General features: G+C 72.2%; 18 protein-coding genes. 14 read left to right on the top strand and 4 right to left on the bottom strand.

Annotated elements, in window-relative coordinates; all coding sequences use genetic code 11:
- Positions 1-81: 81 nt before the first annotated feature.
- Entirely contained in the window at positions 82-654 is a 573-nt protein-coding gene (locus ABZU69_RS32555; RefSeq protein ID WP_354968130.1) for a helix-turn-helix domain-containing protein, read from the bottom strand.
- A gap of 89 nt (positions 655-743) precedes the next feature.
- Here ABZU69_RS32555 and ABZU69_RS32550 point away from each other — a divergent pair, with 89 nt between their 5' ends.
- From ABZU69_RS32550 to ABZU69_RS32540, 3 genes are all read left to right on the top strand, one after another.
- On the top strand, positions 744-1,601 hold the full coding sequence (locus ABZU69_RS32550; RefSeq protein ID WP_354968129.1) for a carbon-nitrogen hydrolase family protein: 858 nt from the start codon (positions 744-746) through the stop codon (positions 1,599-1,601).
- 65 nt (positions 1,602-1,666) lie between these two features.
- On the top strand, positions 1,667-2,311 hold the full coding sequence (locus ABZU69_RS32545) for an HAD family hydrolase (RefSeq protein WP_354968128.1): 645 nt from the start codon (positions 1,667-1,669) through the stop codon (positions 2,309-2,311).
- Positions 2,312-2,516: 205 nt separating this feature from the next.
- Positions 2,517-3,449, top strand: coding sequence for an RIO1 family regulatory kinase/ATPase (locus tag ABZU69_RS32540; protein ID WP_354968127.1), 933 nt, complete (start codon positions 2,517-2,519; stop codon positions 3,447-3,449).
- Positions 3,450-3,497: 48 nt separating this feature from the next.
- On the opposite strand, the gene ABZU69_RS32535 is transcribed toward ABZU69_RS32540, so the two are convergent.
- A complete protein-coding gene (locus ABZU69_RS32535) occupies positions 3,498-3,746 on the bottom strand; it encodes a DUF2630 family protein (RefSeq protein WP_328418721.1) in 249 nt (82 codons plus the stop codon).
- A gap of 454 nt (positions 3,747-4,200) precedes the next feature.
- Here ABZU69_RS32535 and ABZU69_RS32530 point away from each other — a divergent pair, with 454 nt between their 5' ends.
- The 10 genes from ABZU69_RS32530 (at position 4,201) to ABZU69_RS32485 (ending at position 14,593) form a co-directional block, all read left to right on the top strand.
- Positions 4,201-5,520, top strand: coding sequence for a cytochrome P450 (locus ABZU69_RS32530; protein ID WP_354968126.1), 1,320 nt, complete (start codon positions 4,201-4,203; stop codon positions 5,518-5,520).
- Positions 5,517-6,428 carry a terpene synthase family protein gene (locus ABZU69_RS32525; protein WP_354968125.1) on the top strand — a complete coding sequence of 304 codons (912 nt, stop codon included), beginning with the start codon at positions 5,517-5,519 and terminating at the stop codon, positions 6,426-6,428. The genes ABZU69_RS32530 and ABZU69_RS32525 overlap by 4 nt, the downstream gene beginning before the upstream one ends.
- On the top strand, positions 6,425-8,044 hold the full coding sequence (locus tag ABZU69_RS32520; RefSeq protein WP_354968124.1) for a prenyltransferase/squalene oxidase repeat-containing protein: 1,620 nt from the start codon (positions 6,425-6,427) through the stop codon (positions 8,042-8,044). Before ABZU69_RS32525 ends, ABZU69_RS32520 begins: the two co-directional genes overlap by 4 nt.
- Positions 8,045-8,153: 109 nt before the next feature.
- Positions 8,154-10,757, top strand: a complete 2,604-nt coding sequence (locus tag ABZU69_RS32515) for a nitrate- and nitrite sensing domain-containing protein (RefSeq protein WP_354968123.1) — start codon at positions 8,154-8,156, stop codon at positions 10,755-10,757.
- Positions 10,758-10,847: 90 nt separating this feature from the next.
- Positions 10,848-11,270, top strand: a complete 423-nt coding sequence (locus ABZU69_RS32510) for a roadblock/LC7 domain-containing protein (RefSeq protein WP_354968122.1) — start codon at positions 10,848-10,850, stop codon at positions 11,268-11,270.
- Between the two features lie 5 nt (positions 11,271-11,275).
- Positions 11,276-11,662 carry a DUF742 domain-containing protein gene (locus tag ABZU69_RS32505; protein WP_354968121.1) on the top strand — a complete coding sequence of 129 codons (387 nt, stop codon included), beginning with the start codon at positions 11,276-11,278 and terminating at the stop codon, positions 11,660-11,662.
- Positions 11,643-12,254, top strand: coding sequence for an ATP/GTP-binding protein (locus ABZU69_RS32500; protein WP_354968120.1), 612 nt, complete (start codon positions 11,643-11,645; stop codon positions 12,252-12,254). The genes ABZU69_RS32505 and ABZU69_RS32500 overlap by 20 nt, the downstream gene beginning before the upstream one ends.
- A gap of 103 nt (positions 12,255-12,357) precedes the next feature.
- Positions 12,358-12,684: a YciI family protein gene (locus ABZU69_RS32495; RefSeq protein ID WP_354968163.1), complete on the top strand. Its 327-nt coding sequence runs from the start codon at positions 12,358-12,360 to the stop codon at positions 12,682-12,684.
- Positions 12,685-12,742: 58 nt separating this feature from the next.
- On the top strand, positions 12,743-13,969 hold the full coding sequence (locus ABZU69_RS32490; RefSeq protein WP_354968162.1) for a sigma-70 family RNA polymerase sigma factor: 1,227 nt from the start codon (positions 12,743-12,745) through the stop codon (positions 13,967-13,969).
- A gap of 78 nt (positions 13,970-14,047) precedes the next feature.
- On the top strand, positions 14,048-14,593 hold the full coding sequence (locus tag ABZU69_RS32485; protein ID WP_354968119.1) for a GNAT family N-acetyltransferase: 546 nt from the start codon (positions 14,048-14,050) through the stop codon (positions 14,591-14,593).
- A gap of 56 nt (positions 14,594-14,649) precedes the next feature.
- Here ABZU69_RS32485 and ABZU69_RS32480 read toward each other — a convergent pair whose 3' ends face one another.
- Together ABZU69_RS32480 and ABZU69_RS32475 are read right to left on the bottom strand one after the other, a co-directional pair.
- Positions 14,650-15,741, bottom strand: a complete 1,092-nt coding sequence (locus ABZU69_RS32480) for a winged helix DNA-binding domain-containing protein (RefSeq protein ID WP_354968118.1) — start codon at positions 15,739-15,741, stop codon at positions 14,650-14,652.
- A gap of 106 nt (positions 15,742-15,847) precedes the next feature.
- Positions 15,848-18,700 (bottom strand): aconitate hydratase, encoded by a 2,853-nt coding sequence (locus tag ABZU69_RS32475; protein ID WP_354968117.1) that lies wholly within the window; start codon positions 18,698-18,700, stop codon positions 15,848-15,850.
- A 190-nt stretch (positions 18,701-18,890) separates the two neighbouring features.
- Between ABZU69_RS32475 and ABZU69_RS32470 the strand changes: the two genes are divergently transcribed.
- Complete coding sequence (locus ABZU69_RS32470; protein ID WP_354968116.1) at positions 18,891-19,547, top strand: DedA family protein; 657 nt, start codon at positions 18,891-18,893, stop codon at positions 19,545-19,547.
- Positions 19,548-19,698 lie beyond the last annotated feature (151 nt).

The following is a 19,698-nucleotide window of genomic DNA, read 5'->3' as shown; positions in this document are numbered from 1 at the left end:
ATCGGCGGCCTCATTGTGGAGCAGCGCCGCCACGGTCGGGGACCCGGCGTCCGAGCTGGACGCTCAGCGGCGGCGGTCCGCTCAGCGGCGGCGGACCGCCTCCTCGACCAGGTCGAGCACGGGGCCCAGGTCGCCGGCCGGTCGGCCCATCGCCAGGTGCAAAACCAGGCCGTCGTAGGCCAGCTCGAGGAACTGGGCCAGCACGTCGATCGGCACGTCCTCGCGCAGCACCCCGGCGTCGCGCTGGCGGGCCAGCCGGTCCCGGGTCGCCTCGGCGATCGCCGCGGACCGCTCCGCCCAGCGCCGGGCGAACGCCGGGTCGGTGCGCAGCCGGCGGGAGACCTCCAGCTGGCTGCCGAGCCAGCCGGTGGTGTCGGGTGACACGGCGCCGGCCAGCAGGTCGCGCATCACCTGCACCAGACCGTTGCGGGCCACCGTCTCGACCATCGCCGCGGCGTCGTCCTCGGCGACGGCGAGGAAGAGGGAGTCCTTGTCCCGGAAGTGGTGGAAGATGGCACCCCGGGAGAGCCGAGTGGCCTCCTCGAGGCGGCGTACGGTCGCCCCCTCGTAACCGTGCCGGGCGAAACAAGCCCGCGCGGCGGCGAGGATTTCCTGCCGGCGCGCGTCGAGCTGGTCCTGGCTTACTCTGGGCACGCGTCGATCGTCGCAGGTCACCCCGCGTCACGCAAACCGTACGTACGGCTTGGTATATCGCCCCGAGTCGGCACCGCTACCATCGCCCGGTGACCCCGCCCCGCACCCCCGCTGCCCCGCTGACCGTCGCCACCGTCCAGGCCACACCGACTCCCGGCGACGTCGCCGGCAACGCGGTCGCCGCCGCCGATTTGGTCCGCCGGGCCGGTGGGCAGGGCGCCCGGGTGGCCGTCCTGCCGGAGCTGTACCTCTGCGCGTACCACCCGCCGACCCTCGCCGCCGACCCGGCCGGCACCGACGTCACGGTCGATGCGGCCGGGGCGGTCGCCGACCCCCGGCTCGATCCGCTGCGCGCGGCGGCGCGCGAGGCCGGCGTCACCGCCGTCGTCGGCGCCGCGGCCCGGCACCCGGACGGCCGGCGGACCATCGCCGCGCTGGTGATCGACCGGGTCGGCGTGGTCCGCGTCGGGTACGACAAGCAGCAGCTGTGGGGCGGTGAACGCGACCTCTTCAGCCCCGGTGGGCGGGGCGCCACGCTGCTCGTCGACGACTGGCGGCTCGGGCTGGGCATCTGCTACGACGGCTGCTTCCCCGAGCACGGCCGCGCCGCCGCCCTCGACGGCGCGCACGGTTACCTGTGCCCCAGCGGCTACCTGGCCGGCTCCGAGCACCGCCGGGACCTGTACTACGCCGCGCGCGCTCTGGACAACACGATGTTCGTGGTCTTCGCCAACGCGGTCGGGGGCGTCGACCCGTGGCGCTTCAACGGAGGCGCGGCGATCTACGACCCGCAGGGGCGGGCGTTGGCCCGGGGCGCCGACGAGGGCACGGCGGTGCTGGTGGCCACGCTGGATCCGGCCACGCTCGCCGCCACCCGCGCGGCCCATTCGATGCTCGCCGATCGACTGCCGGACCAGGGCGGCCAGCGGGTGTCGATGTCCGGTTGAGCCCACCGTCAGGTCGACACCCGCCGGCCCTGTTGGCGGACACGTCGGTCCCGTAGGGTGCCCGAGTGCCACTGCTCCTGCTGGACCTGGACAACACCCTGTTGGATCGGGCTGGGCCGTTCCGCCGCTGGGGTGAGCGCTTCCTGGACGGCATCGGAGCGCCCCCCGCCGACATCGACTGGCTGGTCTCGATCGACGCCGACGGGTTGACCGACCGCTGGGATCTGGCCGACGCCATCCGGGACCGCTACGAGCTGCGCATTCCCTCGATCGATCTGGTGGAGGAGCTGCACGACGGGGTGGTGGCGCAGACCCGGCTCGATCCGCTGACCGCATGCGCCCTGCGGATCGCCGACGACGCCGGCTGGGTGCCGGTGGTGGTCTGCAACGGCACGGTACGCGTGGAGGACGCCAAGATCCGCCAGACCGGCCTGGACCGCTACGTCGCCGACTGGGTGATTTCCGAGGAGGCCGGGGTCAGTAAGCCGAACCCGCGGATCTTCGCGCTCGCCGCGCAGCGGGTCCGGATGCCGCTGCGCGGCGCCTGGGTGATCGGCGACGGCCCGGAGGCGGACATCGGCGGCGCCGCCGCGGTCGGACTGCCCAGCGTCTGGCTGCACCGGGGGCGTACCTGGTCGGACACCCGGTTCGCGCCGAGCCGATCCGTGGACGGGCTGATCGCCGCGGTCGCCATCGTGCTCGGCGGCTGACGGGCCGCCCGCGCGTCGCCGCCCGTGCCGCTCGCGGTGGGGTTTCGGTAATTCGATTGACCGGCTGCCGTGGCGACGGCGAGCATGGTCGACGCATCGTGCACCCGGGCGTGCGCCCGGTCGAGGAGAGGGGGTCGGTCATGGCCGTCTTCGCAGGTCGCTTCCAGCTGCCTTCATCAGCCTCGACCAAGGGAACCTCACCACAGTGCGCGATCATGACCTTCCGGCGCTGGAGCGCCGGACCCGCGGCAAGAGTCGTTTCGACGACGACGAGCCGCAGTTTCTGAAGCGCGGGCGGCCCACTGAGCCGCCCGCCGACCCGGACGGCGAACCTGACCCGGACACCGGCGACCACTGGTCGACCTGGGACGACGCCGTGCACGGCCCGCAGCCGTACCCGGACTGGCTGGTCACCGAGCTGGCCGCCAAGGACACCGAGCTGGGTGTTCTCAAGACCGGCAAGGAGGCGGACGTGCACCTGGTCCGTCGGGCGGTGCCCGACACGGACCGGTCCTGCCTGCTGGCGGTCAAGCGCTACCGGGACGCCGAGCACCGGCTGTTCCATCGGGACGCCGGCTACCTGGAGGGCCGGCGGGTGCGCCGGTCCCGCGAGAACCGGGCGATGGCCGGCCGGACGGCCTTCGGCCGGCAGATGATCGCCGGGCAGTGGGCAGCGGCCGAGTTCACCGCCCTGGCCCGGCTCTGGGAGATCGGCGCCGGCCACGACCGGATCGCCGTGCCGTACCCGGTGCAGCTGCGGGGCACCGAGTTGATGTTGGAGTTCGTCGGCGACGCCGAGTCGGGGCAGGCCGCGCCCCGGCTGGCCCAGCTGCGGCCCGGTCCGGCCGAGCTCCGCGACCTGTGGGGCCAGCTGGTGGAGGCGCTGCGGGTGCTGGCCCGGGCCGGCTACGCGCACGGCGACCTGTCGCCGTACAACCTGCTCGTGCACGACGGCCGGCTGGTCGTGATCGACCTGCCGCAGGTGGTCGACGTGGTGGCGAACCCGCAGGGGCCCGAGTTCCTGGCCCGGGACGTGCGCGTGGTCGGCACCTGGTTCGTGGCCCGGGGGTTGGCCGCCGAGCAGGTCGATCCCGCCGCGCTGACCGGGGAGCTGCTGCGTGAGGCGGGCGTTCGCTGACCGGGACGGGTCGGGCGGCCCCACCGGCCGCCCGACCCTCCGCGCCGGTCACTGCAGGTAGCGCTCCACCTCGGGCTTGGGGCGTTCGCCCTGGGAATCCGGGTCGCCGTGGGTCTGCCGGGCGGCCCGCCGGCGGCGCAGCAGGTCCCAGCACTGGTCGAGGGACTCCTCCAGGTTGCGCAGCCGCTCGCTGGCCTCGCCTTCGGTGCCCGACTCGTGGGCCTGAGCCGCCGCGCGCAGCTTGTGTTCCTCGTCGACCAGTTCGGAGATCCGGTTCAGGATGGTCTTGTCGTCCATGAGAAGAGCCTGGCACAGGGTGCCGGGTGTCGCCCGGATTCGGTCGTTCCGCCGGGTCGGCGCGCATGGCGCGGGTGACGAGTGACGCGGTCCCGGGCCGAGCCGGCGCGTCCCTGGGCAGGCCCGCTTCAGGGGCGGCGAGTGAGTGATGTTCGTCACTATCGAGCGCCTCGGATGCCGGCTGGTCGTCGCGACCACCGCTACCTGCGGGATCTGTGGCACGCGCACTTCCCGCGGATTGAATCCTGCGGAGGCGCGATCCTTGCGCATGAAAATTTCACGTACTGCGCCTAGAGAAAGGTGACCGAGCGATGGCATGCTCCACGAACACCTAACTCCGCATAGTCGTTCCGCGACGCAGAGCATCCACAAGGGAGTGTCGGTTCTCGTGGCAGCACCTCGGACAGTGCCGGTTCAGCCGCGACGGGCGGGCTCGGTCCCGCTGCGCCATGTGGTGCCCAATCTGTTCCGCGATCCGGCCCGCACCCTGGTCGAGTTGGGCGAGCGGTCGCAGGGCGAGGTGGTAAAGCTCAGCCTCGGCGCGTTCCGGCCCTACCTGATAACGCGACCGGAGCACCTGCAGCGGGTTCTGCGCGAGAAGTCCGACAACTACGTCCGCGCCGGCGACGGTCTCCAGTGGCGTCCGCTGAAGCGGTTGTTCGGCGACGGCATCCTCAGTGACGGCGATTACTGGAAGAACAGCCGCCACGTGCTCCAGCCGCTGTTCACCGCTCGGCGGGTCGACTCGCTGGTCGACCGGCTGGCCGAGGCGATCGAGGAAGTGGTCGACGAACTGGACGAGCCGGCCCGCGCCGGCCAACCCGTCGACATGGGCACCGTGCAGGCCCGGATCGTCTGCTCGGCGATCATGCGGGTCTTCTTCGCCGACAAGATCTCGGTGCCGCAGGCGATGCGCATCATGGAGGCGCAGGACGCGATCGCCTGGTCGGTGATGCCGCGGCTGATGGTGCCGTGGGCGCCGTTGGCCATGCCGATGCCCGGCGACCGCGCGTTCCGTCGGGCAGTTCGACTCATCGACGACACTGTGCTCCCGATCGTCCGCGCCGCCCGGGGAACGGCCGAGACCGATGGCGACGACATCATCGCCACGCTGTGGCGGGGCCGCACGGAGGCTGGCGGCCGGCTCGACGAGCGGCAGGTCCGTGACGACACCGTCTCCATGGTCGCCACCACCACCGAGACCACGATCAGCGTACTGACCTGGCTCTGGCCGCACATCGCTCAGGACGAACAGATCGCCGAGCGACTGTACGAGGAGATCGACCGGGTGGTCGGCGACGCGCCGGTCCGGCGCGAGCACCTGCGCGAGCTGCGTTACACCCGGCAGGTGCTCGACGAACTGCTGCGACTCTATCCGATCGGCTGGCTCTTCCCGCGCCGCGCCTTGGAAGCCGACGTGATCGGCGGCGTACGCATCGAGGCCGGCGCCACTCTCGTGGTCAGCCCGCTGATCACCCACCGGATGTCCGCGTTCTGGGACCGGCCCGAGGTCTTCGACCCCGACCGCTTCGACCCCGAGCAGGTCCGCAACCGGCACCGGTACGCGCACTTCCCGTTCGGCGGCGGCCCACACCAGTGCATCGGCATGCACCTGTTCTACCTGGAGGCGATGCTGATCGTGGCCACCGTCCTGAGCCGGTTCCGGTTCCGCCTGGAGCGGCAGGCTCTGCCCGGTATCAAGGTGGCCGCCGCGCTGCGGCCCCTCGAGCGTGTCGAGGTGACCCTACAGCCGGTACGGAGTGTCTCCGCATGACCGCTGGGCTCGCGTCGCTGCCGGGTACCGGTGGCGACCAGATGGCGCTGGCCGCGGAGCAGGGCCGGATCTGTGCCCTCGCCGCAAAGGGCCAACGTGACCTGGCCGAACGTGCTGCGGCGTACCCCGATCTCTTCCCGGCGCGACCGTTCGACCCGGCGCTGTTCGGCAACGTCGCGATGGCGATCGCATTCGGGGCGCCCTGGTGTGACCTTGCCCAGTTGCGCGTCACGAACCGGGCCGTGCTGTGGGGCTTCGCGGTCGACTGGCTCGTCGACCACGAGGCGCGTACCCGTGACGAGATCGACCGATTGGCGGCGGGCTGCCTCGCCGTGGCGGAGGGCGGGAAACCGGCGGAGGACGACTCTCTCGGCCGTTTTCTCGCCGAATTGCACGACGAACTGGCCGCCGTGCCGGCGTACGCGACCCACGGGGCGGTATGGCGGAACGAGTTGCGGACGATGCTCGACGCCATGGCGCGAGAGTGGGACTGGAAGCAGACCGCCAGCACCGGCGTGCTGCCCACCCTGGACGAGTACCTGGCCAACGCGGCGAACCTGGCCTGCACGGTGGTCAACGTCGTGCACTGGATCCACTCCGGCGATCCCGCGACGCTGACCCACCTCGACGCGCTCGTCGCGGCCAGTGACCAGGTGCAGCGGATCCTCCGACTCGTCAACGACCTCGCGACCTACGAACGCGACCAGCGGTGGGGCGACCTCAACGCGTTGATGTTGGTGCCGGAGCGGGCCGACATCGAGCGCCAGATCACCGGCCTGGTGGCGTACGCCCGCGAGCTGCTCGACCCGCTGCGCACAAGCTGCCCGGTGCAGGCCGACTACCTCGCCCGCCAGATCGGCTTCAGCACCGGCTTCTACCGGTCGACCGACTTCTGGGGCGTGCTGTGACCACCTCACCAGCCGCCGCCGATGCCGGGGACGAGTCCGACGTGGCCGCATCGGCCCGGGAGTTGCTCGCCGCCATGGTGCTCGAGCCGGCGGGCCGGGTCACCCCGTCGGTGTACGAGACCGGCCGGGTCGTCGCGGACGCGCCGTGGCTCACCGGGCATGACCGGCGGCTGCGGTATCTGCTGGGCGAACAGCGTTCCGATGGCGGGTGGGGTGGCGCCAGCGGCTACGCCGTGGTGCCGACGGTGAGCGCGGTGGAGGCGCTGCTCGGCACGCTGCGGGGCACCCAGGGCTCCTCTCGGCCCGAGCTGGCCGCCGCGGCGAGCCGCGGGCTGGGCGTGCTCGCCGACTGGCTCGGAAGGGGCACGCCGCTCCCAGACACGCCGGCGGCCGACCTCATCGTGGCGGCCCTGGTGCAGCGGATCAACGACCACCTCACCTTCTTTGCCGCACGCCCCGGTCGGGGGTTTGTCGACGGGGTCCGCGCCCTGCCCGGCGTGGACCGACGGCGGCTCGACGCGGTACACGCGCTGGTGGGCGCCGGACATCCGGTGCCGCAGAAGCTGCTGCACGCCTTCGAGGTGCTCGGACCGGTCGCGCGCCGGCACGGCGGCGTGTCCCCGGTCGCCGGGGCCGTCGGTGCCTCGCCGGCGGCCACCGCCGCCTGGATCGGCGACCCGGCGACGCCCGGCGCGGACCCGGAGGCGCTGGCCTACCTGGGGGCGGCTGTCGGTCTCCTCGACGGACCGGTGCCCTGCTGTACGCCGATCACGGTGTTCGAGCGGGCTTGGGCGCTGAGCAGTCTGGCCCGAGTGGGGGTGCCGGTCCGGCCCGCGCCGAAGCTCATCGCCGAGTTGGCCGCCGCGCTCGGGCCGCATGGCACGCCGACCGGGCCAGGACTACCGGCCGACGCGGACACCACCTCGGTCGCTCTCTATGCTCTCGCCCGCCTCGGTCACCCGGTGGATCCGGCGAGCCTGCTCCACTTCGACCTCGGCAGCCACTTCTGCACCTGGCGGGGGGAGGACGGGCGGTCGGTCACCACGAACGCGCACGTGCTGGAGGCGCTCGGCTGGCACGCCCGTCACACGTCGGCGGCCGCGAGCCGCTACGGCGGCCGTGCGGCGGCGCTGGCCGGGTGGCTGGGCGACGAGCAGCAGCCCGACGGCTCCTGGGTGGACCGCTGGCACGCTTCGCCCTACTACGCCACCTCGTGCGTCGTGGCAGCCCTCGACCGGTACGCCCCGGCCGGGATCGCCGGATCGGCGGTGGATCGCGCCGTCGACTGGTTGGTCGCCACCCAACGGGCGGACGGGGCGTGGGGACGCTGGGCGGGCACCGTGGAGGAGACCGCGTACGCCCTGCACGTGCTGCTGGGGGTCCATCGACCGGCCCGGCCGGGCGTACGGGAGGCGATCGGTCGCGGGTTGCGTCACCTGACCGAGGTAGACGATCACCACGATCATCCTCCATTGTGGCATGACAAAGATCTCTACACACCTGTGCTGATCGTCCGTGCGGCCATTCTCGCGGTCCGGCACTTGGCCCTGACCAGATCCGACCTGGTCAACGAGATGGACAGGGCCCCGCTCCGGCCACGTACGGTGGTCTCATGATCAGCAGCGCTTGAGCGCGGCCCCGGACGCTGCTAGCGTGCGCCGGGTCGATGCGTGCACTCCGCACTTCTGACTGATCAATCACACAGGTCGCGCCAGGGACGGTGTAATGGGTTCCCGCAGTACGAATCTGCGTACCAAGGTCGTTGCTCTACTGGTCTCACTCGTGGCGCTCTGGGGCTTTACGGCCTGGGTCACCGTCCGGGACGGGGTCAACCTGCTCGGCGTGCAGACCCTGGACACGAAGGTCTTCGATCCCACCGAGCCGCTGCTGTTGCAGTTGCAGTTGGAGCGTCGGACGTCGCTGACCTACCTCGGTCGACCCGACGACGCGCAGCGCGCCACGCTGGCGCAGATGCGGCAGCGCACCGACCAGTTGGCGGCGAAGTTTACGAAGTCCACCGAGAACTGGCAGGTCGACGCGCTGGGCAGCGACACCCTCGACCAGCGGATCAAGGCTCTCATCACCGGGCTGAACGACCTGGACAAGACCCGTACGGCGGTCGACGACCGGAGCATCGACCGGGCCGGGGCCATCGCGACCTTCACCGGAGTGATCGAGTCGATCTACCGGGTGTACGACGCGCTCGGCAACCTCGACGACGAGCAGGTCGCCGAGGACACCGCCGCGCTGATCGGCCTCAACCGGTCCCGGGAGCTGCTGTCCCAGGAGGACGCGCTGCTGGCCGGCGTGCTGGCCGCCGGGCGCATCACTACGGCCGAGCGGGCGGAGTTCACCCGGATCGTCGGCGCCCGACAGTTCGTCGCCGCCTCGGCACTGGTCCGGCTCCCCGGCACCGACCAGCGCCGCTACGAGACGATGTCGACGGGCGACACCTTCAGCCGGCTGACCGCCCTGGAGACCCAGGTGATGCAGGGCGGTGGTGCCGGCCGGCCGTCCGTGACCGCGACGGAGTGGACCGACACCATTGCTCCGGCGCTGACCGAGATCAGTGACGTCGTGCTGGCCGGTGGCGACGGCGTGGTCGACCGGGCGACCCCGGTCGCCATCGGCGTCGTCGTCCGGTTGGCGCTGGCCACCGGCCTCGGTCTGCTCGCCGTCATCGCCTCGATCGTCGTGTCCATCACCACCGCCCGCTCCCTGGTACGGCAGCTGGAACGGTTGCGTGGCGCGGCCTTCCGCCTGGCCAACGAGCGGCTGCCCAGCGTGGTCGAACGGCTCGGTCGCGGCGAGGAGGTCGACGTGGCCACCGAGGCGCCACCCCTGGAGTTCGGCACCGACGAGATCGGCCAGGTCGGCAAGGCGTTCAACGCGGTCCAGGAGACCGCTTTGCGCACCGCCGTCGAGCAGGCCGACCTGCGCCGCAACGTCCGCGAGGTCTTCCTCAGCCTGGCCCGGCGTACCCAGGCGCTGGTGCACCGCCAGCTCACCCTGCTGGACGCGATGGAGCGGCGCGAACAGGACGCGGAGGAACTCGAGGACCTGTTCCGGGTCGACCACCTGGCCACCCGGATGCGGCGCAACGCGGAAAACCTGATCGTGCTCTCCGGCTCCACCCCGGGCCGGGCCTGGCGGCGCAACGTGCCGATGGTCGACGTGGTGCGCGGCGCGGTGGCCGAGGTGGAGGACTACACCCGGGTCAACGTGCTGCCGCTCGGGCCGGTCTCGCTGGCCGGCCGCGCGGTCGGCGACATCATCCACCTGCTCGCCGAGCTGATCGAGAACGGCCTGTCGTTCTCCCCGCCGCACACCACGGTGGAGGTTCGTGGCCAACTGGTGGCCAACGGGTTCGCCATCGAGATCGAGGACCGGGGCCTCGGCATGAGCGAGGAGGACCTGGCCGCGGCGAACCACCGGATCGTCGACCAGTCCGAGCTGAACCTCGCCAACGCCGCCCGCCTCGGCCTCTACGTGGTGAGCCGGCTGACCGAGCGGCACGGCGTGCGGGTCCGGCTCAAGGAGTCGGCGTACGGCGGCACCACCGCCGTCGTGCTGATCCCACTGGAGCTGGTCACCGAGAACGGCGCTGCCCCGGAGGACTCCGGCGCGATGCGGGCCGGGTCACCGGCCATCCCGCTGGCCCCGTCGTCGACCGGAGGTCCCGCCGACAGCGGTCGCCCGAGCCTCCTCGCGCTGGCCGCGCCACCGGCGGCAGCGGGTACGACGGCGCCGGACGTACCGGATCTGGTGACCCCGACCGCCCCGGCGGCGGTTCCGGCCGACGCACCGGCGACGACCGACACCACCAGCCCGACGGCGCAGACCGACGCGACCGATGTGGACGCCGCTCTGCCCACCCGCCAGCGGACGACGCCCGCTACCGGGTTGTCGGAGCTGCCCAGCCGGGCCCGGCGCACGCTGGGCCAGCCGGCCCTGGAGGGCCCGACGGTGCCCACCGGCCTGCCCGCCTTCGACCGTGCCGGACCAGCGGACAGCACCAGCGTCGGCGAGCCGGGCGCGGACGGCGGGCCACTGCCCGCCCAGGCCGAGGCGGACCGGACGGACTCGGGCCTGCCGGTGCGGGTCCGGCAGGCGAGCATCGTGCCCGAGCTGCGCGACGACCCGGCGGCGACGGAGACCGACGAGGAGGACGTGGCGCGCCCGCCCGAGCAGGTGCGCCGGATGATGAGCTCCTACCAGAGCGGCACGCGGCGAGGTCGGACCGACGCGGCACGACTGCTCGACGGCGCTTCCGGCGCCCCGCCAGCGGAGACGTCCGAGCCGACCGACGAGGACCCGCGCACCACCTGATCGGACGCCGGCAATGCGGGTTTCCGCGCGGCGTGATGGTCAGCCCCAGACGAGCACGGCGACAACAGCCGGGGGAGAAGAGGACGACGAGTGGCCCAGAAGACGGCTTCGAGTGCCGACCTGACGTGGTTGCTGGATGATCTTGTGGGCCGGGTGAAGCAGGCCGAGCATGCGGTCGCGCTCTCCACCGACGGGCTGTTGATGGCCTCCTCGCAGGGGCTGAGCCGGGACGACGGTGAGCACCTCGCGGCGATGGCGGCCGGCATCCAGAGCCTGGCCCGGGGCGCCGGCAAGCGCTTCGGTGGCGGGCAGGTGCAGCAGACCATCATCGAGATGCAATCGTCGTTCCTGTTCGTCACCGCGGCCGGGCGCAACGCCTGCCTGGCGGTGCTGGCCAGCGAGGACACCGACGTCGGCCTGATCGCCTACGAGATGGCGATGCTGGTCACCAGGGTCGGCAAGTACGTTGCCTCCCCATCCCGCGGCGCCGACCAGCCGGCCGGCGAGAAGTAGCGGCCATGACGGTGCAGGGAGAGTCCGCGGACCATCAGTGGGTGGATGACCATGCGGGCCCGGTGGTCCGCCCGTACGCGGTGACGCGCGGGCGCGCCCGCCCGGTCACCGGCACGTTCGACCTGATCTCCCTGGTCACCGCGACCCGAGGCGACGTCACACCGGAGGTCGGCCTCGGTCCGGAGCACCTGGCGATCGTCGGACTGTGCCAACGAATACAGTCCGTCGCCGAGATCGCTGCCCATCTCGACCTGCCGGTGGGCACCATCCGGGTGCTCCTCGGCGACCTGGCGGCCCGCAGCCTGGTGCAGGTCCGCGAACCACAGACCACGGCCGGTCTTCCCGACAACAGCATCTTCGAGGCGGTAATCAATGGACTACGGGCACTCTGACCGGCCGGCGGGAGCGACCCCACTGCCCACCGCGATCAAGATCCTGGTCGCCGGTGGCTTCGGCGTCGGCAAGACCACCATGGTCGGCGCGGTGAGCGAGACCCGGCCGTTGCGCACCGAGGAGGTGCTGACCGAGTCCGGGGTCGGCATCGACGACCTGTCCGGGGTGGAGGAGAAGACCACCACCACCGTGGCGATGGACTTCGGTCGGATCACCATCAGTGACGACCTGGTGCTCTACCTGTTCGGCACGCCGGGGCAGGACCGGTTCTGGTTCGTCTGGGACGAGCTGGCGCTGGGCGCGATCGGCGCGGTGGTGCTGGCGGACACCCGCCGGCTGGCCGACTGCTTCCCGTCGATCGACTACTTCGAGGGCCGGGGCACCCCGTTCGTGGTCGCGGTGAACTGCTTCGAGGGGTCCCGGCAGTACCGGCTCGACGAAGTGCAGTCCGCGCTGAACCTGGACCCGGGGGTCCCGGTGCTGCTCTGCGACGCCCGTCAGCGCGCGTCCAGCAAGGAGGTGCTCGTCACGTTGATGGAGCACGCCATGAAGACCCGGGAGGCCCGACGCCGCGCCGCCGGCGCGAACTGACCGACAACCCGCGAGGTTTTCCGGCACCCGGTGTCCGGAACGGCCGCGGCCGATCGTCATGCTGGCGATACCCGGACACACCAGGGAGCGCCAGATGAAGTACATGATGTTTGTCTGCACCGACGCCGAGCCGGACACCGACCCGACCGACGTACCCGACATCCACGCGTGGGTGGCCGAGAACGACGCCCGTGGCCGCCGCCTCCAGGGCGACGAGCTGGCGCCGAGCACCGCGGCCACCACGGTCCGGGTGCGCGGCGGCGAACTGCTCATCTCCGACGGGCCGTTCGCCGAGACCACGGAGGTGATCGTGGGCTTCGACCTGCTCGACTGCGCCGACCTTGACGAGGCGATCGAGGTGGCGCGGGCCCACCCGATGGCCCGGCACGGCCGACTGGAACTGCGCCCCTTCGCGGGCCTGCCCGGCTGATCGGGTGACCCGCACCGAAACGCCGGCCGGTGAGCGGCACGAAAACGCCGGCCGGGCGATCGGCACGGGTGCGGCTGCGGCGGCGGAGGCCGTCGCGGCCGCCGGCGCCGAGGCGTACCCACGGATCGTCGCGACCCTGATCCGGGTGACCGGGGACTGGGCGTTGGCAGAGGACTGCGCCCAGGAGGCGCTGACCGTCGCCCTGGAGCGCTGGCCCGGTGACGGCGTGCCGGCCAACCCGGGCGGCTGGCTGATGACGGTGGCCCGCAACCGGGCGATCGACGTGCTGCGCCGGGCCGCCGTGGAGCGCCGCAAGCTGCACGACCTGGCGGTGCTCGCGCCGGCGGACGCGGAGCCCGCGCCCGGGGCGGGGGAGGACGTGGTGGACGACCGACTACGGCTGATCTTCACCTGCTGCCACCCGGCGCTGGCGCCGGAGGCGCGGGTGGCGTTGACGCTGCGTACCGTCTGCGGGGTGTCGACCGCCGACATCGCCCGGCTCTTCCTGGTCACCGAGTCGACGATGACCCGGCGGTTGACCCGGGCCCGGACCCGGATCAAGGAGGCCGGCATCCCGTACCGGGTGCCGGCCGGGCCGGCGCTCGCCGAACGGCTGCCCGGTGTGCTGGCCGTGCTGTACCTGCTCTTCACCCGCGGCTACGTCGCCGACGGCGAACCGGCCTTCGCCGACGAGGCGATCCGGCTGGCCCGGCTGCTCGACCGGCTGATGCCGGGGCAGTCCGAGGTGGCCGCCCTGCTCGCGTTGTTCCTGTTCCAGCACTCGCGCGCCGACGCCCGCCGCGACGCCGCCGGCTACCTGCTGACCCTGGAGCGGCAGGACCGCGGCCGGTGGGACCGGGCCGCCATCACCGAGGGACTGGACGCGCTGGCGCGGGTACACCACGACGGGCCGTACGCGTGGCAGGCCCGGATCGCGGCCTGCCACGCCACCGCCGCGTCCGCCGAGGCCACCGACTGGCCGGCGATCGCCCGGGCCTACGACAGCCTGGCCGGCGATCGGCCCTCGCCGGTGGTCGGGTTGAACCGGGCCGTGGCGCACGGCTACGCGTACGGGCCGGCGGCCGGGTTGGCGCTGCTCGGCGCGGCCCGCGCCGGGGGCGCGTTGGACGGCTACCCGCTCGCCGTCGCGGTGGAGGCGGACCTGGTGGCCCAGCAAAGCGACCGGGTCCGCGCCGCCACCCTGTTCCGGAGGGCCGCGGCCGAGGTGACATCCGCCGCCGAGCGCCGCGCCCTGCTCGACCGCGCCGCCGACCTCGCCTCGTAGCCGGGTGGTACGCGCACCCCGGGCCGGCGGGATCGGCAGGTCCTCCTCGCCGAGGGGATTCGTGAGAGGATCCCGCGCATGATCGACCTGAATGTGCGGCCGATGTCCCGCGCGGAATTCGACCGGTGGCAGACCGACGTCGTCGCCGCCTACGCGCAGGACCACGTCGAGGCCGGCACCTGGACGGCCGACGAGGCTCTGCGCCGCTCCGAGGAAGCCAACAGAGCCCTGCTGCCACAGGGGATGGCCACGCCCGGCATGATCTTCCTGCTCGGCGTGCTGGCCGACGGCACACCGGTCGGACGCCTGTGGATCGGGCTGACGCATCCGCGCGGCGTCGCGCACTGCGCCTACCTCTACGACATCGAGGTGGTCGCCGAGCGCCGCGGGCAGGGTCTGGGGCGGGCACTGCTCACGGCCGCCGAGCGGACGGCTCGCGAGGAGGGCGCCCACGCTCTCGAACTCAACGTGTTCGGATACAACACGACGGCGCTCAACCTGTACGACTCGTCGGGGTACCGGGTGACGACCCAGCAGATGCGCAAGAACCTCCGCACGTCGACCCGGCAGGAGCCGGACGCGGAAGCGGCGACCGAGGTGGGTGATCCTCGCGCAGGTGGATGACGCTGCGTCCGTGGGCTGCAACTGGCCGCGCCGCTCGCGACGCGTCCGGTCCGTCGTCAGTCCAGGAACTCGACGCCGGCGAGAGTGGCGGCGCGGTGCGCCGCGAGGCGCTCGGCCTGCTCGATGACGGCCCTGCGCCTGCTCTCGGGCAGCTTCTGCCAGGGCTGGACGGCGACTGTCATCCTGGCGCCCGACTTGCGGGGCCGCCAGGTGCCGACCAGCTCACCGTCGACCAGGACGGCGCCGGGGCGACCCAGCACCGGCCACAGCTCCTTGGCGCGCGCGGCATCGGGCACCAGCGTCGCCCGGTCTCTGGCCTGAAGGAAGAGGTCGAAGGGACCGAGCAGGCGGGTCACCGCCGCTGCGGCCGACGCCAGCGACTGCTCGTCGGCGGCCAGGAGCGAGCGCCTCTCGCCGTCGACCGTCACCTCGATCACGTCCTCGGGCCATCGTGCCTTGACTTCCCGGACCGGGGCATCGAGGTAGGTGGCCACGTGGCCGGGGGTGGCCGGACCCAGCAGCCGCAGGTACGCGCGCACGAGGTCGAACCGGTCGCCCGCGCCGGCCGCCGCACGGAACCCGGGGATGCGCCGCAGCACCGGCGGCGACGTGTCGCGCTGCAATTCCAACCCGGCGCGCACCGCGGCCAGCCGCAACGGCATCTCGAAGATGTGCGTGGCGTCGCAGGGGCGGCAGAACCGCAGGTACGGCCCGGGCAGCACCGCGCTCAGGCGGCCCGACACGTCGCCCTTGACCATCGGCTCGGTGACGGTGGCCCGCAGCTCGGCGGCCACTGTGTCGAGAGCCTCCAGGTTGGCGATGCCGGCCGCCCTCAACGGCTTGGCGGCGTCGTAGATGCGCTTGCCCGCGTCGGCGTCGGACCAGGGTGCGACCGCGGACGCCACCTCCCCCGCGTCAGCGCGGCGGTAGAGGTGGGGCGCGCCGCGCACGGTCCACAGCAGCACCAGGTCGGCCCCGGACGACGCCGCCCGGTCGACCCCGCGCAGCGCCAGCGCCCAGCGGCCGCCGTCGGGGCCGGTGTCCTGCACGCCGGCGTCGAGCACGGCGGTGTCCGCCAGCGTGCCGTGCGCCCGGGCGAGCTGCTGTGCCTGGACGCGGAACCTCATCACCTGACGCCGGTCGACCACCCCGACACCATAGGGGGTCACCCCGACAACGGGCAGCATGGCCGGCCAGGACGCCGCAGGGCCCCTCTCCGCCGAGGCGGGAAGAGGCCCTGGTGGACGCGGTACGTCAGTTGGCGATCATGCGGCGCAGCACGTACTGCAGGATGCCGCCGTGCCGGTAGTAGTCCGCCTCGCCCGGGGTGTCGATCCGGACCACCGCGTCGAACTCGACGCCGGTGTCGGTGGTGACCTTCACCGTGCGCGGGGTCTCGCCGTCGTTGAGCGCGGTCACCCCGGTGAAGGTGAACGTCTCGGTGCCGGTGAGGCCGAGCGACTCGGCGGTGGTGTCCACCGGGAACTGCAGCGGCAGCACGCCCATGCCGATCAGGTTGGAGCGGTGGATCCGCTCGTAGGACTCGGCGATGACCGCCCGGACGCCCAGCAGCATCGTGCCCTTGGCCGCCCAGTCCCGCGACGAGCCCGAGCCGTACTCCTTGCCGGCCAGCACGACCAGCGGGATGCCGGCCTCCTGATAGGCGACCGAGGCGTCGTAGATCGAGGTCTGCTCGCCGGTGAGGTGGTTGACGGTGAAGCCGCCCTCCACCCCGGGGACCAGCTGGTTGCGCAGCCGGATGTTGGCGAAGGTGCCCCGGATCATCACCTCGTGGTTGCCCCGGCGGGAGCCGTACGAGTTGAACTCGTGCCGCGGCACGCCGTGCTCGGCGAGGTACTGACCGGCGGGGGAGTCGGCCTTGATCGAGCCGGCCGGCGAGATGTGGTCGGTGGTCACCGAGTCACCCAGCTTGGCCAGCACCCGGGCGTCGGCGATGTCGGTGACCGGGCTCGGCTCCTGCTGCATGCCCTCGAAGTAGGGGGGCTTGCGCACGTAGGTGGAGTCGCCCGCCCAGGCGAAGGTGTCGCCGGTCGGGGTGGGCAGCGACTGCCAGCGCTCGTCGCCGGCGAAGACGTCGGCGTACGCGGCGCTGAACCCGGTGGCGCCGATCGCCTGGGCGATGACGTCCTGGATCTCGGCGCTGTTCGGCCAGATCTCACGCAGGAAGACCGGGTTGCCGTCGCTGTCCTCGCCGATCGGCTCGTTGGCCAGGTCGATGTCCATCGTGCCGGCGAGCGCGTACGCGACCACAAGAGGCGGGGACGCCAGGTAGTTCATCTTGACGTCCGGGTTGATCCGGCCCTCGAAGTTGCGGTTGCCGGAGAGCACCGAGACGACGGCGAGGTCCTTCTCGTTGACCGCCGCCGAGACCTCCTCGGGCAGCGGGCCCGAGTTGCCGATGCAGGTGGTGCAGCCGTACCCGACCAGGTTGAAGCCGAGCTTGTCCAGGTACGGCGTGAGGCCGGCCCGCTCGTAGTAGTCCATGACGACCTTGGAACCGGGCGCCAGGGTGGTCTTGACCCACGGCTTGCGGGTCAGGCCCTTCTCGACCGCGTTGCGGGCCAGCAGTGCGGCGCCGATCATCACCTGGGGGTTGGAGGTGTTGGTGCAGGAGGTGATCGCGGCGATCACGACGGCGCCGTGGTCCAACTCGTACTCGACGCCGTCGGCGCCGGTGACCCGGATCGGGTCGGTGGCCCGACCGCCGGAGCCGACGGCCGCGGTCTCCAGGTCGCGCGGCTCGTCGGCCGGGTCGCTGAACTCGTTGGCCGGCGGGTCGCTGGCCGGGAAGGACTCGGCGCTGGCCTCGTCGGCCGGGCCGTTGGCACCGCGCGGCAGTTCCTCACGGGGCACGCCCGGCTTGAGGTCACGCTCACCGACGGAGTCGTCGGCGACGTAGTCGGTCAGCGCCGAGCGGAACAGCGTCTTGGCGCTGCCCAGCGGCACCCGGTCCTGCGGGCGCTTCGGGCCGGCCAGCGAAGGCTCGATGGTGCTGAGGTCGAGCTCCAGGCGCTCGGAGTACTCCGGCTCCGCGTCCGGGTCGTGCCAGAGGCCCTGCTCCTTGGCGTACGCCTCGACGAGCGCGACCTGCTGCTCGTCGCGACCGGTCAGCTTCAGGTAGCGGACCGTCTCGGCGTCGATCGGGAAGATCGCCACGGTGGAGCCGTATTCGGGGGACATGTTGCCGATGGTGGCGCGGTTGGCCAGCGGCACGGCGCTGACGCCGGGGCCGTAGAACTCGACGAACTTGCCGACCACGCCGTGCTTGCGCAGCATCTCGGTGATGGTCAGCACCAGGTCGGTGGCGGTGGTGCCGGCCGGCATCTCGCCGTGCAGCTTGAAGCCCACCACGCGGGGGATCAGCATGCTGACCGGCTGACCGAGCATCGCGGCCTCGGCCTCGATGCCGCCGACGCCCCAGCCGAGCACGCCCAGGCCGTTGACCATCGTGGTGTGCGAGTCGGTGCCGACCACCGTGTCGGGGTACGCCTGGCCGTTGCGCTCCATGATGGTGCGGGCCAGGTACTCGATGTTGACCTGGTGCACGATGCCGGTGCCCGGCGGGACGACCTTGAACTCGTTGAACGCGGTCTGGCCCCAGCGCAGGAACTGGTAGCGCTCCTTGTTGCGCTCGTACTCCAGCTCGACGTTGCGCTCGAAGGCGTCCTCGCGGCCGAACAGGTCGGCGATGACGGAGTGGTCGATGACCAGCTCGGCCGGGGCGAGGGGGTTGACCTTGGTGGCGTCGCCGCCCAGGTCGCGCACCGCCTCGCGCATGGTGGCCAGGTCGACCACGCAGGGCACGCCGGTGAAGTCCTGCATCAGCACCCGCGCCGGGGTGAACTGGATCTCCACGCTCGGGGCGGCGGTGGAGTCCCACCCGCCGAGCTGGCGGATGTGGTCGGCGGTGATGTTCGCGCCGTCCTCGGTCCGCAGCAGGTTCTCCAGCAGGATCTTCAGGCTGTACGGCAGCCGGTCGTGGCCGTCCACCTTGTCGATCCTGAAAATCTCGTAGCTCGCGTCTCCGACGCGTAGCTGGGTCTTCGCACCGAAGGTGTCGAGGCTCGCCACGTCGTACTCCTTCACACCAGCGACCGTGAGTAGTCCTGAGCAGTGTGTCGCACCGGCCAGGGTGCCGCCGAGGTTAGGTGACACTTACCGCCGATTCCGCTCTCAACAAAACCGTACGTCCGTCTTGCTAGTTGCGCAACCCGACGTCGGGTCCGAGCGACCGGCCGACGGTAGGGTTCGAGGCCGGACGGGGAGGGGGTCGACGGTGTTCGACGTTCAGCACTGGCTCGTGTCGCTGCCGCCGATCGCGGTCTACCTGCTCGTCGGCGGGGTCATCGGCGTGGAGAGCATGGGTGTCCCACTGCCCGGCGAGATCGTCCTGGTCAGCTCCGCCCTGCTCGCCGCCACCGGTGTGGTAGAACCGGAGTGGGTCGCCACCGCCGCTGCCGCCGGAGCGATCATCGGGGACTCCGTCGGGTATGCGGTGGGCCGCCGGGGTGGCCGTCCGCTGCTGGCCCGGCTGGGCCGGCGCTTCCCCCGACATCTCGGCCCCGCACAGCTCGCCCGCGCCGAACAGAGCTTCGCCCGGTACGGCGTCTGGGCGGTCTTCTTCGGCCGGTTCGTGGCACTGCTGCGGATCCCGGCCGGGCCGCTCGCTGGGGCACTGCACGTGCCGTACCGGCGGTTCCTGCTGGCCAACGCGGCCGGCGGCCTGGTCTGGGCGTTCGGCACCACCTACCTGCTCTTCACCGTGGGCCGTGCGGCCGAGCACTGGCTCAAGGACATCTCCTGGGCCGGGCTGGCCCTCGCGGTGCTCGCCGGTCTCGCCAGCACGTGGTGGCTGCGCCGACGGGCCCACCGGTTCGAGGCGACCGAACCGACCCCGGACGCCGAGCCGATCCGCGCGGGCAGCGAACACTGACCCGGGCATGACGAAGGGCCGGACCCCTGGTTGGGGTCCGGCCCTTGTCGTTGTTGGTGGTTGGGTCAGCTGGTGGCGTAGCCGCGGGTGGCGATCCAGTCGGCGAGGTGCTCGACGGTGACCTCGTAGGAGGCGGTGTTCGCATCGGCGG

It is taken from the genome of Micromonospora sp. NPDC005206 (assembly GCF_040608175.1).
Taxonomy (GTDB): Bacteria; Actinomycetota; Actinomycetes; order Mycobacteriales; family Micromonosporaceae; genus Micromonospora.
Note: the sequence above shows the minus strand (reverse complement) of the source record. Positions and strands in the feature narration are given on the sequence as shown.